The organism is Oligoflexia bacterium (genome assembly GCA_034439615.1).
GTDB lineage: Bacteria > Bdellovibrionota > Bdellovibrionia > JABDDW01 > JABDDW01 > JAWXAT01.
This window is the reverse complement of the sequence record JAWXAT010000070.1, coordinates 1-19,517: the sequence shown is the minus strand read 5'-3', so window position 1 is coordinate 19,517 and position 19,517 is coordinate 1. Positions and strand designations below refer to the sequence as shown.

Below are 19,517 nucleotides of genomic sequence, written 5' to 3'. Positions count from 1 at the left end.
TTTTTATCTGAACTCATGGCTTCCAATACCAAAATATTATCATTAAGGCTTAAGATCTTTCAAAGAAAGAGGGGCTCCGGCTTTAAACGGGGTGTGGCCATTTGTAAAAGAATTGATCAGTGTTTATCGATAGATGGTTCAGATAGCCACAGCATAAAATCTCAAAAGCTGGCAAATATTCCACCATAATAAATAAGAGTTGTATAACGCGGACTTTGTTTTCGTAGGGTTTCTAAAATGCGCATACTGCAATCCATGTATCTCGCAGCTACTTTGATTCCAAAACTTTTAATAAGGCCAAATTCAAAACCGGCTTCACCGTAATGAGTAAAATCTAAAACGGTATCGAACGTTTTAAAATCGCGCCCTAGGGCAGTAAGTGCAGATGTTCTTAATGTTTGATCATATGAAATTTGAACATATCCAGCGCCAACGCCTGCTTCTATATATGGTCGAAAGGGTGCGCGTTGAATGATCTTCCATCTAATGCCAACGCCGCCTAAGAATTTTTCAAAACCATAATTTACTTGATTTGCAGTGTAGGTAACACCAGTTGGACTTTGGTAATTATAATTGAGAGTGCCGGTGGTTTTATAATAATCAAACAAGGCTTCAATATAGAGTCGCCAAAAGCCAAATCCTTTTTCACCAGAGAGAGAAAAGAATTGGCCATTATTCATTCGTATATCGCCCGGAGATAAAACATTAAATTGGGCGACACCTGCTGAGAGAGCACCCGTTGGTCGGGTTTGCCCTCCACCTGAGTTCTGGCCCTGCGCTGTTGAATTGAAACAAAACAAAAGCAGGGTCCAAAGAATCAGCGCTTGAGGCATCAGCGTCGTTTTTTCGCTTCTTCAACGCGACGTTTTGTGCGGGCTTTTTTCTTATTACGACTTACAACTCTTTTCATTTTTTTCGAACGACGATTATCGCCACGACCCATATAAATCTCCTTAGTTAAATTCAAAACAGGCTAGAACTAACCATGAGTTCAGTTCAAAGTAAACACCATTAGTCGGGTATGAATCCTTTTGATTCTATGCACTCACTCATCATCATATGAAGCAGCAAGCTTATTAATCACTCCCATATCTTCAAGTGTAGTCACATCACCCGCGATTTTTCCGCTGGAGGCGAGTTCTCGAAGCAAACGTCGCATAATTTTGCCTGATCTTGTTTTAGGTAGACTATCAGTAAAACGAATATCATCGGGGCGTGCAATGGCTCCGATTTCTTTTACAACATGTGCTTTAAGTTCATCTTGTATTTGTGAGCCAGCAAATTGCGCACGCAAAGTTACAAAGGCCACTACAGCTTGACCTTTTAAATCATCGGGTCTTCCAACAACAGCAGCCTCAGCAACTTTTGGGTGACTCACAAGTGCGCTTTCAATTTCAGCGGTTCCAAGTCTGTGACCTGCGACGTTTAATACATCATCCACGCGCCCCATGACCCAGAAATATCCATCTTCGTCACAGCGAGAACCATCGCCGGTAAAATATTTTCCTTTAAAATCACTCCAGTATGTTTTTTCAAATCTTTCGTTGTCGTTATAAATGCCGCGAGACATTGCAGGCCAGGGTTTTTCAATAATTAAAAACCCACCTTCATTTGCTATACAAGTTTCGCCTGATTTTTTAACAACTCGAGGATGAATTCCTGGCAAAGGAAGTGTGCAGCTGCCTGGTTTTGTAGGCGTTGCTCCAGGTAATGGACTCATCATGATTCCACCTGTTTCAGTTTGCCACCAAGTATCAACGATTGGACAACGTTCATTGCCTACTACTTTGTGATACCACATCCATGCCTCTGGATTAATAGGCTCACCAACACTTCCCAATAACCTTAAACTTTTTAGGTCATGACGATTAACATAATCATCACCCGCGCGCATGAAAGCTCGAATTGCAGTTGGAGCTGTGTAGAGGATATTAATTTTATGTTTTTCAATCATTTGCCAAAATCTTCCAAAATCTGGTTGATTTGGTGCACCCTCGTACATAAATGCGGTTGTGCCATTTTGTAAGGGGCCGTAGACAAGATAGCTGTGACCAGTGACCCAGCCGATGTCGGCAGTGCACCAATAAATATCGTTAGGTTTTAAATCAAAAACCCATTTTGTAGTGAGTGCTGCCCAAAGCATGTAACCCGCAGTTGTATGAACGATGCCTTTTGGTTTACCCGTAGTGCCACTTGTGTACAAAATAAAAAGTAGATCTTCACTATCAACAGAAGTTGGGGCGCATTCTTTTTTCTGTAAAGACACACTCTCATGCCACCAAACATCTCGCGTGGCGTCCATAAGAACAGGGTTGCCTGTGCGTTTAAGAACCAAAACTTTTTTAACACAAGGTGTTTTCTTAAGAGCATTATCAATATTTTCTTTTAGTGGAATCACTGCCCCACGTCGATAACCACCATCAGCTGTGATGACAACATTGCACTGGGCATCGTTGATGCGATCTTTTAAAGATTCACTGCTAAATCCACCAAATATTACTGAATGTGGAGCACCCAAACGTGCACATGCGAGCATTGCAGCCACGGCTTCAGGAACCATGGGCATATAAATCGCTACGCGATCGCCCTTTTTAACTCCAAGTTCTTTAAGTGTATTTGCAGTTTGGCAAGTGAGTTCATAGAGATCTTTATAGGTAAGTTTTCTGACCTCACCCGGTTCGCCCTCCCATAAAAGTGCTATTTTCTCGGAATTTAACTTTAAGTTTTTATCAAGGCATTGAACAGAGGCGTTGAGTTTTCCTCCGACGAACCATTTGGCAAAGGGAACATCCCATTCACAAACTTTATCAAACTTTTTATCCCAAATTAAACTTTGTGCTTGTTCTGTCCAAAATGCATCTGGATTTTGAGCGGCATGGTCATAAAGTTTTTTATATTCTTCGATTGATCTAATATGAGATTTTTCAGAAAAATCTTTTGGCGGTTGAAATTTTCTTTTTTCCGTGGAGAGTGAGTCGATAGATTTTTCAGGTGAATTAGGAGACGTGTGGTTCGGCATAAATTTCCTTTTTCTTTTGCTTCAGTGGCCAAAAGTTTCCAATGGCAACACCGCTAAACACCAATAGAGAAGCTAAAATCATTCGAGGTGTCAAGCGCTCATCAAAAATGAGATACGATAAACAACCCGCGATAATGGGTTGAAGATAAATGTAAATACCAACGGCACTACTCTCAACGCGAGCCAATGCCCAATTGTTTAAAAAATAGGTAATCACTGAACTCGCCACAACTAAATAAAATAAAGCCGCAAAAAACAACGGTGGAAACGTATCCCAAGAAACATTGAAAAAAGCAGGTCCACTATAGGGTAACAATATGATAGCTCCAAAGACGAACATCCCCGTTGTTACCACCATGGGTGGGATTCCTTTGGCGATTTTTCGTGAAAGGGCCAAATAAAAACTAAAAAATGCAGAGTTTAAAGCGCAGAGCATGTCACCAACAAACAATTCACTTTGCCACTGCATTTTTTCTATCTCGGAGAGATACAAAATGCCGGTAATGCACATAACCATCCCCGAAAATCGATAGATGTTAAGTTTTTCAGTTCGTAAAAAAACACTAAAGAGCAAAGTTAAAATAGGAACTGAGGCATTAATAACTGACGCATGGGTAGCTGTTGTGCGCTGCATACCTTCCATAAAGGCAATCATATTAAATACGATGCCAAAAAGTGAAAGTATCAAAATAGCTTTGATTTCACCTCGTTTGGGGCGACGGCTTACAATCTCTTTATGCACAAAAAGATACAAAATGAGTCCGGCACCTACCGTGCGACAAAAAACCGAGGCAGCAGCAGGTATATAATGCAAGACATACTTATTCACAATGTAAGCCACCCCGTAAAGTACGCTTACGGAGATTAATGCCAAATGAACTTTGAGGTTTTTTGTTTGTGTCATTTCTGAAAGAAGTTTAGTTTAGCCTAAGGTATGAAGCAACGATCTCCTTTATTTATCGTATTTTTAACGATTTTCATCGACCTCGTCGGTTTTGGGATCGTTTTACCCTTAAGCCCTTTTTATGCCCAACACTTTGGGGCAACTGCTGTAACTGTTGGTTTGCTTATGGCCAGTTACTCGCTTATGCAATTTTTATTTGCTCCTGTATGGGGTGGTTTAAGTGATCGTGTTGGTCGGCGCCCAATTATATTGATGTCTCTCCTTGGAAGTACAGTCAGCTATTTTATTTTTGCAATGGCCACAAATCTCTCCATTCTTTTTATAGCGCGACTTTTTCAAGGGGTTTTTGGTGCAAATATCTCAGCGACCCAAGCCTATGTTGCAGACGTAACAGATGAGAAAAGCCGCTCTAAAGGAATGGGTCTCATCGGAGCAGCATTTGGATTAGGTTTTATTTTTGGCCCCGCTATAGGAGCAAAGCTCAGTGAGGCAGGGCCAGCAGTCGGAACCTTTTTTGGAATTGTACATGCTGAGCAAAGTTTAAATGGCCCATTAATTATAAGTGATGGAATTTTTGGAATGGGTTTTCCAGCTCTAGTGGCAAGTGCGGTATGTCTGTTTGCATTTTGTTTAGCGTATTTTAAACTTCCAGAAAGCCTTCCACCAGAAAAACGTGCGACGGCAGTTTCAATAGCTCGTGAGTCACGTATTAAATTAATCTTGCGATCCATGACTCAGACGCAAGCTGGTTGGCTTATTTTTGTTTTCTTTTTATCAACAGTTGCCATGGCAAATCTTGAGGCCACATTAGCATTATTTACCGAAGCTAGGTTCAGCTACGGTGTTCGACAAACCGGAAATCTTTTCGCTTTTGTTGGTGTAATGATGGCGTTTACTCAAGGTTATCTCATCAGAAAATTATTTCCAAAATTTGGTGAAAGAAAAATGGCCGTGGCTGGGCCACTTTTAGCAGCATTTGGTTTTCTATGCGTAGCACTTAGTTATTCAAGTACAGCGTTATATATTACGATGATCTTAGTAGCTATTGGCACGGGTATTACAAACCCTGCAATTCTCGGAGGAATTAGTTTACTTACTGATCCTAAACAACAAGGTGCCGTAATGGGTGTGACTCAAAGCTTAAGTAGCCTTGCTCGCATCTTGGGGCCACTTCTTGGTGGTGTTCTTTTTGGCCATATCGGGCCCGCTGCTCCTTACATCGCGGCCGCTGCAATTTCTTGTTTTGTTTTATTTATAGTTATTAAAAACGTTCACAAACTTCCCAATTCAGGAAAATCCAATGTCAGCATCCACTGAAGAAGAAGTAGATATTATTGAAATCGATGTCGAAAAATTAAAGCGCATGCAAATGTTGCATGTGAATTTTCTAATTTTTGATGTGCGCGCAAAAGATGATTATGAAAAAGCTCATATTCCTGCGGCACTTCATATTCCTAAAGAGAGTTTTTTAGAAAAACTACCTCAAATGGTTCCAAAAAAAGACACGCCAATTGTACTCTATGATCATGATGGTGTTCACTCCGCCCATCTTGTCGAAGAAATTGAAAAAACAGGATATTTCAATATCGTGAATCTAGTTGGTGGATACCAGGCTTATGCAGCTACGCTTAAATCAGTATAATTTATTGATGAATTTTATGCGCTAAAGTCTGCGCACGTTCGAAACTCTCGCGGCTCACATAGAGACGTTCAATCTTTCGTGAGTCATGGTATTTATTGAAAATCTCAGTGCTCTCTTCAATTTTAGTAACGTGAGCCTCAGAGCCTTTATCTGAATCAACAACAAAGATGGGCTCGTTATGATTAACGCCGCCAGTGTAGTATTTGCTGAGTCGCCCTGTGGAGCTAGCTTTAATCACATCAATATTTTCTTTTTGAAGTGCTGCTTCAACTTTGTCTAGGCTGTCATTTTTTCGATCATGATATTCAACCAGCATGCGGTAGGGTTTTCGCTCAGAAATCAATCGAGCCCATGAGTTTGTACTCTGACTCATGTGTGTATGTATGCGGTAATCGTCATACTTGATGTATTCTTCAATGTCAGAAGGCAAAAAGAAATCACAATCAGTGGATCTTAAATATCTAAGAAGCATTTCATCATAAACGATTCCTTTATGATGAAAGTAAACCATCATGTACATGTGATAACGCGAAATTAAAAAGTCATCGAAGGTGTAAATTGCACGACGATTAAGTGCTAAATTTAGTGCATTTCCATTTCGGTAATAAGTCATATTGGCCAAAAGCCAATCGGAATCAACTCGCCCATATGAAGCCCCACAGTAGTAACTATCTCGTGCTAGATAATCCATGCGGTCTACATCAAGCTCACTGCTTACAATTTGTGAAAGCAGTGGGCGGATATTTACTCCATTATCGATATAAAAATCATCATCACTTGGTAAAGATTTATCAATAAGTCGTGCGATATGTTCAGGCGAAAGATCAGAAAATTCCTTTTTAAGTATTGGAGTAAGGCTTGAGTCAGTGATTATTTTAATTGTGTAATCTTCATGATTGGCCCGTCCTTTTCTCTGGCCAGCATAGATTTTGACTTTAAGTTTTGTGACATCAGGCATGACCTCTTCAGAGGTGTGGCTAAGCGGCCCATGGCCAATATCATGTAAAAGTGAGCCTAGACGAACCGCCTGACGTAAACGCCATCTGACTTGCGGGGTGCTAAAGGGATAACCACGGAAAACAGAATCAAATGCGCTACCTGCTAAATGCATAGCGCCAAGAGAGTGAATATAACGATTATGAGTCGCACCTGGATAACTAAACTCTGTGAAACCGAGCTGCTTAATATTGCGAAGTCGTTGAAAAAAAGCGCTGTCTATGACGCTCGTTTCAGAGGGGGTCAGTTCGATGGAGCCATGAATGGGGTCACGAATTTCCAATTGCGCTCTCCAAATTTCTAGCCCTCGCACTCATGAATTTTACTGGCGGCTGGGCATTGAGTAGGATATTTTATGCCCTAAATATCTGCTATCAGCAAGGGGGCTTTCTCGATGCGCCAATATCATGATCTCATCAAACACGTTCTTGAAAACGGTGTGCGTAAAGAAGATCGTACGGGTACTGGTACAAAAAGTGTTTTTGGTTACCAGATGCGCTTTGATCTTGCCCAAGGTTTTCCAATCGTTACGACCAAAAAGCTTCATCTGCGCAGTATTATCCATGAGCTATTATGGTTTCTCTCGGGTGATACAAATGTAAAATATCTCAGAGATAATAAGGTCACCATTTGGGATGAATGGGCTGACCCTCAAGGAAACTTAGGCCCCGTTTATGGTTCTCAGTGGCGCAGCTGGCATACTACTGACGGCCGCACCATTGATCAAATAACTGAACTCATTAAGAATATAAAAGCTAACCCTGATTCGAGAAGGCTCATCGTGAGTGCATGGAATGTGGGTGAGCTTGATAAAATGGCTCTTCCACCTTGTCATGCTTTTTTTCAGTTCTATGTTGCTAACGGAAAACTCTCTTGTCAGTTGTATCAGCGCAGTGCTGATGTTTTCTTGGGTGTGCCTTTTAATATTGCAAGCTATGCCTTGTTATTGATGATGGTAGCGCAAGTGACGGGCCTTCAAGCGGGAGAATTCGTACACACATTGGGTGATGCTCATATTTATAATAATCACATGGAGCAATCACAGCTCCAGATCACACGTGAACCGCGAAAATTACCCACGATGAAACTTAATACTTCAGTAAAATCTATTTTTGATTTTAAATTCGAAGATTTTACCTTGGAAAGTTATGAGCCACATCCAGCTATAAAAGCTGAGATCTCAGTATGATAATTTCTCTCATCGTCGCGATGTCAGAAAACCGTGTGATCGGTCGAGATCAAAAATTGCCATGGAATATTCCAATAGATCTTAAAAGATTTAGAGCTATCACGTCAGGGCATCTGGTAATCATGGGGAGAAAGACGTTTGATTCTATTGGTAAGCCATTACCAAATCGCACGAATGTTGTAATCACGCGCAATGCTGATTTTAAATACGAGGGAGTCGTTGTCGTTGATTCAATTGAAAATGCAATTGAGCCTTACAAAAAAACTAATGAAGAAATTTTTATTTTAGGTGGTGGAGATATTTTTAAACAAACCATCGATAAAGCAGATCGTTTATATCTAACCCTTGTTCATAAAGAAGTTGATGGTGATGTTTATTTTCCAGAATTTAATGCATCTCTGTTTGAACTTACTTTTAGAGAAGATCATGTTGATCCAATGCCCTTTAGTTTTCTCGACTACAAGCGAAAATAAAAAAGGGCATCAGTAAAAATTTAATTTTCAATTCAAAGTTTTTTGACCAGGCTTCCAATCACATGCTGTGAGTTTGCCTGTTTGAAGTGCTGTAACAACTCGTAATACTTCATCTACGCTGCGCCCAACACCTGTGTCGTTGATGTTAATCCAGCGGGTAATGCCCTCAGGATCAATTACAAAAGTGCCTCTTAAGTGAAAGCCTTTGTCTTCAATAAGAACTCCATAGCGACGTCCAACATCTTTATGCATGTCACTCAGCAGTTGGTAATTAAGCCCACCAAGACTTTCAGCCCATGCTTTGTGAACATAAATTGAATCAATGCTGCAGCCTAAAACCTCAGTGTTTTTTTCACGAAATTCATTATAGCGTTTGCTAAATTCCACTACTTCCGTGGGGCACACAAATGTGAAATCAAGAGGGTAAAAGAATAGAACCACCCATTTACCTTTAAGACCTGTTAAAGTAACAGTTTTTTCTGTGTGACTTTGAAGAGAAAAATCAGGTGCGGGATGTTGAACTTTCACCGACATAAGTACTCCTTTAATTATGAGCTGGTTAATGTTTTTAAAGTAAACAGAACCCATACTAGAAACTTCTATGAGTAGCGTCTATCTAAAAAATTATTTATTTTGGATCAGCAAAGCCGAATTTGAAATTTTCTACATGACTGCAAATTGTCAGAGGTAGTTGACTATTGTCTTGCTTCACAAGAGTTGAGTAGCATTCTTCTAAGACGGTAAAAATACCTGGAACTTCAATGCTGATTTCGTAGATCCAATGTATTTTCATGGGCTGACCGTCTTTGTCTGTGGTGATTTCATTATATTGAATATGTGTTGCGTTTACTCGGCAGTCTGCAAGCTGTGAACAGTTGTTTGTAATAAACCTATGTTTAAAAGAACGAAGCCCATAGTAGCGAGACTCGCGTGGTTCAGATGGGGTGAGTGATTTAGTCGATAGATCTTGGGTCGTAAAAAATCTCTTTTGTAAGTCATTCTCAAGTATGCGGTGAGTGATAAGATTATTTATATCAATAGATTTTGAAATATCTTGGGCAAGATTTTTTCCAACGGCAGTTGAAAACTCAATGCTGATCGAAGATAAAAGTTTTTTTGCTCGATTGAAAAATGCAATAAGCGTATTGGAGAATTTGCCAGGTGATAGTTTTTTTTCACTACTTGAGGCTGGTGTGGGTGAAGGAGTTGGTGTTGCCTTTGTTATTTCATAAAATGATTCGCCATGTTTATCAGCTTCATCAGCACTTCTTGAGTGAATGGTATAGGCATCTTGATACAAGATGTGTTTAGCATTTACTTCAGTCACAAGAAAATTATGGGTTTCACTGATAAAATTATCACTCAACACTTTATAGATCATTTGGCTTTTGCCGCTGTCCCCAACACGATATGCTTTTTCTGGGTCAAAACCCGCTTGTGCGTCGATAAAAGCCTGACGGATTTGCGAAGGAGTCACTTCTGGGCCAATGTCATCAGTATTTTCAGGAGGCTTAATGGTGCAAGATGTGAGTGAAAATGAATAAAGTGCCGCTGCGCAAATTAACACTAAATGCCTGCCTAAGTGATTTATATTTTTCATACGCTATCCCAGCCCCATAGCCACATTTCCAGTGGCAAAATTTTATCTAAAATGGCATTTGCCTCTGGTCCGCAATCATGAAGCTGACTTGGTTTTTGCGGGCCAAAGAGAATGCGCACGATATCTGTCTCTTGATCAGTTTTGAAAATATTTTTCCCAACACCAAAGTAATAAAAACCTTCGCGATGTTCTAAAACAAAATTCTCAATTCCCCACTCTTGACGTGCACTACGAATAACTTTATTGAAAAGTGATTGGGCATTGGTAATTTTAATCATTCCCAAAAATCCCTCAACGCGATTCACACCAAATGATTCAAGCTTGCGAATAAGATTTGTCGCATGTGAAGGCGAAATTACAGTGATGGGTTGAGCGTGTGTAACCCTGATGTGATTGATCAATGCAAGGAGAGCGTCAACAGAACCGCCCCATTCATGAATATATCCCTGTAAATCAACGCCCTTCCCCTCGACAGCAAAGGCTTCTACCTTACCTTCAGCGTTCCAAGCAGTGTACAAACGACTGTTCGGAATGCGCAGATATTTTTCGAAATCTTCGAGTGTACGAATAGAAGAAACGGTATGTTGAGAATAGAGTCGAAAAAGTACTTGAGCATCGACTCGATTATTCTGAATTATTTTATACTTTGTTGCGCCAAGATTTAATGGCCGATCAATAAGTAAACTTACTTCGCTGCCCGCGAGTTCAAAACCCATTTTACGATAAAAGTCATATTGATTTGTCCACAAGATGGCGATGTCACAGCCCTGAGCTTGAATTGCACTAACACAATCATTGAGAACATTTTGGCTCAAGCCTTGATTGCGATAAGCTTCTTGTGTGACAACGCTGCCGAGACAACCCACTTTAAAAAGACCACGCCGGGTTTTTACAATTGTCGGTTTTATTACAGCATGGCTGAGTATTCCGTTCTCATCTTTTATAATTCGAACGTTGTGCAGATTTTGTAACGTCATTGTTGTGGGATATTCATCTGCAATAGACCAAGAGTTTTGATCCCGTAAATTTGTATCAAGAAATTTTACAAGATCATTAAACTCTTCTGATTTTGGTGCGCGCGGACCTTCCATGGACCCCACCTCCTGAAATTGAGCATAAGTGCTTGTGATTAGTATACCTCACTGCCTGCTTGTACGGCTCTCTCACTTTTGTCTAGATTTGAAGGGAAGTCTTAATAACAGAGCATTTCAGTGGATTTCAGTTTTTGCTCATATATTGGGCAGGTCTAGGCACCTCAAAAAGAGTGTTTATTTGCCATCTTTGATGCGTCGAACCCATTAATTTTCCTCGAAAAAACCGATGACTCGATTAATAGAGATTTAGGTGTTGCTGTGTAAAGTTTGGATACGATTTTAGAAACAAGAAAATTTTTCACACTAAAATCTGTCAGCGTAAATTCCCCAATATTCATAAACCCTTTGTATTCGTACGCTTTCTTGAATTTCCAAGTGCTTAATTTCTGGTACGTATTTTGTAATTGTCCTCTTCCCTAACGACCAAGTCGTAGCGGTAAATCATGAATGCAATGTTCATAATTCGACTACGTTTTTTTTAAAAGGGATGAGGAGGAGTTGGTTTTGCAAAATTTATTCAGAAATCTGCTGAGGGGTTCGTCTTTAATTCAGTTTTTAATTCTTGTGTGTTTAATGTCATTTCAAAATGCATATGCAACAAACACTTCTAGCTTAAATGACAAGCTTGCAAAAGAATGTGCGATCCAACTTGAAGCAATGGGTAAAAAAACAGGCACACAAGAAGAAGTTGCCACTGCAAATGAGTTCGTCACACGCTTAAAGCGTCGCGGCTATTGTGATCACTGCTTACAACAAGTTTTGCAAATTTTAATGCAACGACCTGGGGATCTTCCTGAATTGCATGCGGGTCGGTAAAAATGCTGGTAGTAAAAGCATTTAAATCGAGCCGGTTTCAGCGAGTTGTAAAACTCGTTGCATTGAGCCTTCTTGTTTCGACTTCTCAAGTAGCATACTCAAATTCTGAGGAACCCATCACAAGTATTCACGGTGGTGTTCCTTATAAACTCGTATTGCCTGATCAAAAGGGTGCTTCAAAACGTGAACCTGGTTTGTACGTAAGAAATGGGAATGATTGGCGCTTAGCTATACCGGGCACTATCATTAGCCCTGGCGTAACGGGTGGCGTATCTTTACAGTTTAGGCAAATAGCGCAGCAGACAAATCGATACGACATTTTATTAGTTGTAGATGGTGTACTCACATGGGCAACGATTTATTCTGATGCTTCACTTCCCGATACTTATAAGAAATTTTCACACATTCGTAATCCAGTAGATGGTTCAGTTTTAGAATTACCAAAAATTCAATCAGCTGATGAAATCAATGTAAAAGAAGTATTTCACAAAACTACAAATGGTAATTACCCAGCAATTTTGGCGTCAATGAAACACTTATCACAAGTTGGTTCGGGAATTACTTTTGCTATTTCTCCAGAATTGAAAAATGCCAATGCAGAAGTTAAAATGGCGACACCTGAGCCATGGCTTTTAGATTGGGATTACACTCAAGGTGATCTCTTAAACGAGAAAGCTGTTCTTTCATCTGAGCATAACGGTGTCATATCTATGAGTCTTATTGGCAGACTCTCTCAGGCCCATACGACTGACAGCTTTTATATGAAAACATGGCGCGCACATTTAGCCCGCGCCTACAAACAGCGAAACAATGGATCTCAAAATGCGAGTCTTGAAGCGAATATAGGGAGTGTTCCTTACATTGATATATTAACTGGAAATGTTCGTATTGATATAATGCCAGGTGAACTCATTAAAAATGGAACAGGTCGAGGGTATTTAGTCCATGACCCTTTTAATGGAAAGTCGAGCCTCTTTAGTGGGACAAGTACTTTATCGTATGATGAGTATCTCGTCGGAAGCCCAAGAATAGTTGCTAACTTTGAACACAGTGCCCGATCTGGCCTGCTTGTTTCTTCCGATGATCGTATTCTATTAGATTCGAAAGCTCACTTAGTCAAAATTGCACTTACAACAGATAAGAGAGTATTTATTTTCGGTAAAGATGCTGAAAATAAAGACGATATTACAGAATTGCGCCCGTCTTTTTCTCAAAAACTCGGAAGAGTCACTGAAGCTTCGGTTTATCCTACTCAAAGCGGTCCATATATTGTTGTTTCGTGGAAAGGTGAAGTTGGTAAGCAAACTGAAATCTATGAGATGCAAGCGACAACGCGTGCATTTCAAGCGAAGCGTTCAACTGTATTAACAACAAACTTTTATTCCGCTGAAGAAATAATTAGGCGACTTAATTTTTCTGTAACTAATAATGCGCTCTTGTTTGATGCTGCTACCCCACCGGCGCTGACACTTCATGATTATAATACTCAGCATAAACCCACTACTGCACATATTGATGTTGTAAAGTCATTGGAGGCGGATACGGCTGTTGAATTGTATCCACAGCCCTTAGCCACAAACAAACTTTTGGGTAACCTTGTTCACTTGCAGTTTGAAAAATCTCAACTTAAGGGTGAGGTTTCAGGTGTATATATTTAAAGTGCTAATTCGGTAAAAGATCTCGGAATCCATGCGCAACTTCTTCCATTTAAAGTTGGAGATACGCAGCATACACTTGTTGAGCGCACTGAGATTTTTCCTGCGAAAGACACGTATGCTTTTGAAGTAAGTCTCGTTTTTATGGATCCTCGTTTTATGTCAGGTCAACGGGGTGTTAATGCTTACCTCGTGTCTGGTTCTACTGCGAATCCATCAATTGTACCATTTGCAAGTCTGACTGATATTTCTCTGTCAATATTGAACATGTTCAAATCATTCGACCAAAGCTTGCAGAAAATTTTACTCAAAGTTCTGTCGCAGTGGTGCTGAGTTTGCGGGGACTTGGTACTTTTGTAACGTCAATTCAATTAGAAAAAGATAAAAAAATTCTTAAGCTTGCTAATCCAGATAAAGAATTTTTAAATATGGCTAACTTCACCAGAATATTAACAGAAGAACAAGCCCCTGTAAGAGAGGAAATTGAAAATCGGTTTGTCTATGATAAAAAAGGTGCGGCATATTGGATTTTAACACCCCAATTTCCGCAAACTGATCCCCGTTATAAGGTCTATGATATTGAAAATAAAAAACAAATATCTTTGGGCGAAATTGATTTAGATGCCAGCGCTATTAATGCCAAAATACAACGGTCAGGACGCTGGCGATATTTTGGTTCACAACATAGATCTGAAGAAGAAAAGAAAAAAGAAAAGTACAGATTTAACCCGGCAGATTATCAAACGGATATTTTTCCCGACTTCAAAGATCTTTTGGAGCAATTGGCGAATCCGCACGAGAAACCACGTCGAGTAATTTTAATTGTTCCTGAGGAATTAAAAACCTATGCCCATAATTACCCTTCGGCATTGCAGGTTCGAATTGATAATCCTGCGCAATTTTGGAAAGAATCAAATCTCGTTGAGCAATTAAAGCTATACAAGCCTACTCCTGGATATACCTCTCAAGAAGACGTCATTGAGAATTTTATTATGATGAAAGAAACGGCGAATGATAAGAGATCAAGGCCGTTTTTATTTGCACCGCTTGCAGATATTGCTCTGATAAAGAGACCTGCTCCCAAAAAAGGGGGATTCATACTCAGTGAAAAAACGGTGAGTGGTATTTCATTAGATGCGACCCAGCAGACGGAAGATGGCGCAATTCAAGCTCCGCATTTTCTTTATTTGGTTGCAACTGAGGGTGAACAAATTGGACTTTCTGATTTTACTCAAAAAAAGGATCCACCAACTTTTTCAACTTTACTTGTGGGTACCGAGTCAGAGTGGCATCAAGTTTTTGACGATGGAGATTTAGAGAGCAAGTATAATCTTGAGCAAAAATTCGAAGTCATTCATTTGAAAGCACCTTCTCATGAAATTCGAAAATCATTTATTGCTGATTTTTTGGGCAGAAAAGAAATTACAAATCTAGGTTGTGAAATTGATATTGCGAGCTTCACTCAAGGTAAAGACTCAAGTGCTTTGTCGTAAGAAGAGAAACGCGCGCGAGTTGCTTCTTATTTTATTTCCCGTACAGAAAATTTAGCGGTACAAAATAAAGAAACTGTATTTGATAGTTTTACCAGGGCTTCTGCTCGCTTGAGTCATGAGTTATCAAAAAATGCTCTGCTTAGAAAACAAAAGAAAATTTCAAGAAGCACTATTGAGGCAATTCTTGCAAAAGTATTTCCGGTTGTATTGAACCTTGAAGCTCTGCCACCTGAAGATATGCTTCACGTTTTAAGTCGCAAAGACATTGTTCAGCGTTGGGCTGAGGTGGGTGGTTTTGAAGGTCAACGTGCTATAAAAGAAAAAGTAATCAAAGTAATTTTAAATCAATTGATTCCTACGGATCGTGCTTCTTCAAGCTCATTTATTCTCTTTGGCGAATCAAGCACAGGTAAGACTTTTTTATTTCAGTCTTTAGCAAAAACTTTGGGGCTAAAAGAATATAAAATTAATGCAAGTCCTCAAGAAAATGCAGGTGCCGGAATTTTTATTCTCAATATGGCCAAGCTTCAAGAAAATGGTGAAGGTCAGGGCCCTGGTAATATCAGTGTTGAACAAGCATTAAAGAATATTGATTATTTCTTGTCTTTAGATACAGGTAACCGAGGCATTCTTGTTTTAGATGATCTCCACGTGGCGCCTTCAAAGGTGAGGTCAATTTTTGTTAGAAAACTTAGGTCGTTTTTGGAATCACCAACTTACCCAGCGACTGGCCCCACTGAGCAGGTGACTGTGATCCCAACAAGAAATGTTGTTGCGGTTGTTACTATGAATGCAACTCCTGATAATAAGAAGATTGAAAAAATAACGGGAGCTAACGGCAGAACACCTTCTTTGGAGCAATTAATATTAGCAACTTTGTCACCAGATGATGAAATCTGGGATGATTCTTTTTTGAAGCGATTTGCGACAATTATTAACATGAACACTTTCCCACCTGATGCTAAATCACCTAACTTGGCAAAGAAAGTTGTTGATGGATCAAAACAGGCATTTGTTAATAGTGGGATTTTAACTTTTGTAAGTTCATACGTAATAGAAAAATTAGTCGAAAAGTTTCCTAATGAGGGTGCTCGAACATTTACTCCCGCCGCTGTTTCAAGCTTGATTAAAATTAGAACGGAAGGTGGAAAAGCCGTTATTGTCGTGCCAAAGCTTGTTGTGCGAGATAGTCCACTTATAAATAATACTAGTGCACCCGGTGGTGGCAGTCTTGATGTCGCTGAACAAATGGAACGATTTATCGAGCAGAACTTAGAAAGAGTTCCAATTGATTCATCAATGCGTGGCAAAATTGAGATTATGCGATATCTCTTAGACGGGGTTCGTAAGTATACATTTGAAACACTTCTTAAAACGATTGCTGAGAGTGAAAGTTTCTCTGGAGATGTGAATCGTCAGCAAAATCGTGGAGCCCCCTCAGCTCGTGCACTTGTTGATCATTTAAAGGGTTTGCCCGTATACCCACTTGAGTACCTCCCTATGGATGCCACTGCGTTTGGTGCTTCGAGTGCGGTTGAAAAAGGAAAATTCAAACAAATTGTACATGCACTGATTCAGCGACAATCAGTTCAAATGAAGTCCTACCCAAAAGTAGGAGTTCCTCAAGCAGAACGTTTAATCGAAGAGTTTCAAGCCTCCGGTATTTTACCGACCAATAAAAAAACCAGACAGCATGTATTAAAAGAAACAATTGATTCTTTATCTGAAAATTTAGACCAGGTTGCATCTACTCTTTTTAGAGTTTCTGACATTAGGCGCCTTCCTGATTCAGAAAAATGGATTGACGGTCTGACAAAAGATGAACCTGTTTTAATTAAGAAGTTCGGCTCTGCTCTAAATACTGAAATGATTAAATATCTAACAGATGTTTTTAACCCTGGCTTAGTAGAAAGCCAAAACGAGAGTAAAGAAAAGTTAACTCGACTATCAGAGTACGATGCAATGCGATTATTTGCATTAGCTGTCGATAGAGCTTTGGCTCGTTTACCCTGGGGTGCTCTTACACAGTTTGCTTCTCGAAGCCTAACATTTGTTACAGAAGATGCTACGGCAGGTCAGAGAGTCGGAGTTCAACATGTATTTTTTGAAAGTAAAACATCGCCATTTATTAGTCCTGATTTAACAGTTGTTACTGGAAATGCTCAGTCGGTTCCATTTTTTGATACATATGAAACTGGTGCAAATCGTGTGGTGACACCTGCTGTTCGATTTGATGAAAACTGTGGCGTATTTTTAAATTTAATAATGTCGGGCGGCGGATTTGTTCCGCGCGGGAGATAATTAATGGAATTATTTAGAAATCTCCACAAAGTGATATTAATTCTTTTCATGATTGTCATGATTCCTATTTCATTATTTGCGACTGAAGAAACTGGGCCTAAATCAAAATTCTGTGAGAGTATTTGGAATTGTTTGGCGCATCCTGGTGGTTGTACTACTAGTGTTCCTGGGCCTCATATTATTCAGTATGGCAGCGGGCAAGATCATGATTTACAACCCTTCTTGAAAAGTGCCGCACCAAAAGTTTATATCGATGTTTTTAAAAATAAATTGGGTGCAACCATTCCTTCTATGGTTATTCGGTATGCAGATGCTTCTGATATGGCGGCATTAAGCGGAACAGGTGGGCACCCGATGCCCCTGGCTCGTGATGGTTCACGTGTTGTTGCTGGATCTCAATCAGCTGCAGGTATTTTAGAGTTTGTAGTGCCTGGGCCAATTCATCATCAATTTATTCGTGATACAAATACTGATCGTGAAAGTCTTATTGTTTTAACTCACGTTGGTGGTCATTACGTTTTTGCTGAAAAAAGTCGACTCTTCAAAATGCGAAAGCCCGATCAAATGGGTGTTAGTTACCGCATGTCACAAAGAATTAGCGAAATTAAAAAAATAACTTCGTCAAAAGAAGTGGCGGCTTGGCATGATAGGCTAGAAACATTAACTTCGCTTCAAGATATGACACGTGGAACATACGAGCCAAAAGAACTTTTTAAACCAGAAAATCGTAATCAAACTTCTAACAAGCGTGCGCCTACGCAATCTATTCTTTAGGCATTTGTGGCAAATCTTTCGGCAGACACTGAGCCATGGAAGGTTGAAATCGCAAATCTATTTGAAGAACTTCATCGCGTAACTCCAGCTTACGTTCTGACAAAAATCATGAACGAAGGTTTTTCAGTAATGGCTGAGTATATCGGCTTAAGACATTCACCATGGAACACACATGCAGATCGTATGCAATTTGCTGATATCAATCAGGGAGTAGTGGTTCCGCAGTGGTCAAATCCTTACTGGCTAGGGCGTGAAGCGTGGATGCGTGTGTATTCACGGTTTGTTCAAAGAGCCGATATTAAAAATCTTGAACTTTTAGAGCAAGATAAACGTTTTTGGGCTTACGCTGAAGACTTAATGATTCAACATACTGATTTTTCATTTTTAAGAATGGCTTTAGATTCTCATTGGATTGAAAAAAATAAACTTCTACTTTTTAAATCAGAAGAAGTTTATGACCCCAATATGGGGCAAATCACTCAAAAGAGAATTATTACGAGAGACCCTCAACGAGTTATAGATCATATTGCGCGTCAACAAGCTGATAAAGAAATTGTTTTTCCCACAATTGAACTTAATGATTTTAATCTAAATGAGAGTGGAGTTATCCAACTCAAACATGCTGAAAGATTTGGTATTCCTTTGGCTCGTGAAAGTGTTGCTCCAACACTTTATACATTAGCAAAAATTATGAAAAGACCGGTTAGTCTCAAAACAATTTGGAGCTCTGCTTGGTCTGAAGGCGCAAATGCACTTCCTTCTCCACTTAAAGAATTAGAACGAATCGCACCTAATCCATGGATGTTGGACAGAAATGGCGTTGTATTGGGCCCTGCTTCTGGCGGTCTAGCCGGTGGACCATGGGTACCATCTCCCTGGGCTAGGCCAAGTAAATCTCAATCTGGCGAAGTGAAACCGTTTGTGCACGGTGAATATGAAGTTACTGTTTGGCTAGAAGGAAAAGTTGTAGTTTCAACTCCTCAAGAAATAAATCCAGCATTTCGAATTAATTTGGAAGCGCAGCTCTTGCAAACTTTAAATGATTTTATTAGCGACTTTGAAATGGATTATCCAAAACCAGATATTTTTCAAGGCCCTCATGCCAAAGCTTTCATGGCAACACGTGGTGAACAAGCGGTTCAATCCACAATCAGTTTGGCTCGCCATGCACCTACAGCTGCCGAAGCTGTTTTAGAATATTTAAATCATGTTAAAGCTCGCCTTGGTTTGGCTGTGAAACAAGCTATGGCGGGTAAATCAAATCCCATAATAACTGGTAAATCAGTTCGATTAAAAATTATGTCTGACACTCCCTCATTTTATTTAGATTTTCAGGTATATAAGCTTCGTGAGCAAAGATTGAAAAGCCCTGATTTAGGTGGTGGTTTTTTAAAATCAAATGTTTACAAGCAGAGTCCTTGGATTCCTGATGAAGATGTGGGGGTTACTCCTGGTAATGGACAACCTGGTGACATCTTCGATAAGAAGCCAAAACAAAATGGAAAAGGCGAAGGTGAGGGCGAGGCAGAAGGTGAAGGCGAGGCAGAAGGTGAAGGCGAGG

The 19,517-nt window shown here is 39.8% G+C and carries 17 protein-coding genes; 10 read left to right on the top strand and 7 right to left on the bottom strand.

Going from position 1 to position 19,517, the window contains the following annotated elements; all coding sequences use genetic code 11:
• Positions 1-161 precede the first annotated feature (161 nt).
• From SGI74_14800 to SGI74_14790, 3 genes are all read right to left on the bottom strand, one after another.
• On the bottom strand, positions 162-833 hold the full coding sequence (locus SGI74_14800; GenBank protein MDZ4678763.1) for a hypothetical protein: 672 nt from the start codon (positions 831-833) through the stop codon (positions 162-164).
• Between the two features lie 212 nt (positions 834-1,045).
• Entirely contained in the window at positions 1,046-3,019 is a 1,974-nt protein-coding gene (acs, locus tag SGI74_14795; protein MDZ4678762.1) for an acetate--CoA ligase, read from the bottom strand.
• A complete protein-coding gene (locus tag SGI74_14790) occupies positions 2,997-3,923 on the bottom strand; it encodes a DMT family transporter (GenBank protein MDZ4678761.1) in 927 nt (308 codons plus the stop codon). The genes acs and SGI74_14790 overlap by 23 nt, the downstream gene beginning before the upstream one ends.
• Positions 3,924-3,953: 30 nt before the next feature.
• Between SGI74_14790 and SGI74_14785 the strand changes: the two genes are divergently transcribed.
• Both SGI74_14785 and SGI74_14780 read left to right on the top strand, forming a co-directional pair.
• Positions 3,954-5,240 (top strand): MFS transporter, encoded by a 1,287-nt coding sequence (locus SGI74_14785; protein MDZ4678760.1) that lies wholly within the window; start codon positions 3,954-3,956, stop codon positions 5,238-5,240.
• Entirely contained in the window at positions 5,224-5,565 is a 342-nt protein-coding gene (locus SGI74_14780) for a rhodanese-like domain-containing protein (protein ID MDZ4678759.1), read from the top strand. Before SGI74_14785 ends, SGI74_14780 begins: the two co-directional genes overlap by 17 nt.
• A 1-nt stretch (position 5,566) precedes the next feature.
• Here SGI74_14780 and SGI74_14775 read toward each other — a convergent pair whose 3' ends face one another.
• Complete coding sequence (locus SGI74_14775; protein MDZ4678758.1) at positions 5,567-6,844, bottom strand: HD domain-containing protein; 1,278 nt, start codon at positions 6,842-6,844, stop codon at positions 5,567-5,569.
• A 111-nt stretch (positions 6,845-6,955) separates the two neighbouring features.
• Between SGI74_14775 and SGI74_14770 the strand changes: the two genes are divergently transcribed.
• Together SGI74_14770 and SGI74_14765 are read left to right on the top strand one after the other, a co-directional pair.
• Positions 6,956-7,750 carry a thymidylate synthase gene (locus tag SGI74_14770; GenBank protein ID MDZ4678757.1) on the top strand — a complete coding sequence of 265 codons (795 nt, stop codon included), beginning with the start codon at positions 6,956-6,958 and terminating at the stop codon, positions 7,748-7,750.
• The gene (locus SGI74_14765; protein ID MDZ4678756.1) at positions 7,747-8,223 is read left to right on the top strand and encodes a dihydrofolate reductase; all 477 of its coding nucleotides are present in this window, start codon (positions 7,747-7,749) and stop codon (positions 8,221-8,223) included. Before SGI74_14770 ends, SGI74_14765 begins: the two co-directional genes overlap by 4 nt.
• Before the next feature lie 27 nt (positions 8,224-8,250).
• Here the strand turns inward: SGI74_14765 and SGI74_14760 are convergent, their stop codons facing one another.
• The 3 genes from SGI74_14760 to SGI74_14750 form a co-directional block, all read right to left on the bottom strand.
• Positions 8,251-8,757, bottom strand: coding sequence for a peroxiredoxin (locus tag SGI74_14760; protein MDZ4678755.1), 507 nt, complete (start codon positions 8,755-8,757; stop codon positions 8,251-8,253).
• Between the two features lie 94 nt (positions 8,758-8,851).
• On the bottom strand, positions 8,852-9,823 hold the full coding sequence (locus tag SGI74_14755; protein MDZ4678754.1) for a hypothetical protein: 972 nt from the start codon (positions 9,821-9,823) through the stop codon (positions 8,852-8,854).
• A complete protein-coding gene (locus SGI74_14750; GenBank protein ID MDZ4678753.1) occupies positions 9,820-10,914 on the bottom strand; it encodes a GNAT family N-acetyltransferase in 1,095 nt (364 codons plus the stop codon). The genes SGI74_14755 and SGI74_14750 overlap by 4 nt, the downstream gene beginning before the upstream one ends.
• A gap of 576 nt (positions 10,915-11,490) precedes the next feature.
• Here SGI74_14750 and SGI74_14745 point away from each other — a divergent pair.
• The 6 genes from SGI74_14745 to SGI74_14720 form a co-directional block, all read left to right on the top strand.
• Positions 11,491-11,733, top strand: a complete 243-nt coding sequence (locus tag SGI74_14745; protein ID MDZ4678752.1) for a hypothetical protein — start codon at positions 11,491-11,493, stop codon at positions 11,731-11,733.
• Positions 11,734-11,735: 2 nt separating this feature from the next.
• Positions 11,736-13,391 carry a hypothetical protein gene (locus SGI74_14740; GenBank protein ID MDZ4678751.1) on the top strand — a complete coding sequence of 552 codons (1,656 nt, stop codon included), beginning with the start codon at positions 11,736-11,738 and terminating at the stop codon, positions 13,389-13,391.
• Positions 13,392-13,714: 323 nt separating this feature from the next.
• Positions 13,715-14,881, top strand: coding sequence for a hypothetical protein (locus SGI74_14735; protein ID MDZ4678750.1), 1,167 nt, complete (start codon positions 13,715-13,717; stop codon positions 14,879-14,881).
• Positions 14,882-14,989: 108 nt separating this feature from the next.
• Complete coding sequence (locus tag SGI74_14730; GenBank protein MDZ4678749.1) at positions 14,990-17,182, top strand: hypothetical protein; 2,193 nt, start codon at positions 14,990-14,992, stop codon at positions 17,180-17,182.
• Positions 17,183-17,185: 3 nt separating this feature from the next.
• Positions 17,186-17,956 (top strand): hypothetical protein, encoded by a 771-nt coding sequence (locus SGI74_14725; GenBank protein ID MDZ4678748.1) that lies wholly within the window; start codon positions 17,186-17,188, stop codon positions 17,954-17,956.
• 6 nt (positions 17,957-17,962) lie between these two features.
• A partial coding sequence (locus tag SGI74_14720; protein ID MDZ4678747.1) for a SpoVR family protein occupies positions 17,963-19,517 on the top strand: 1,555 nt, incomplete at its 3' end.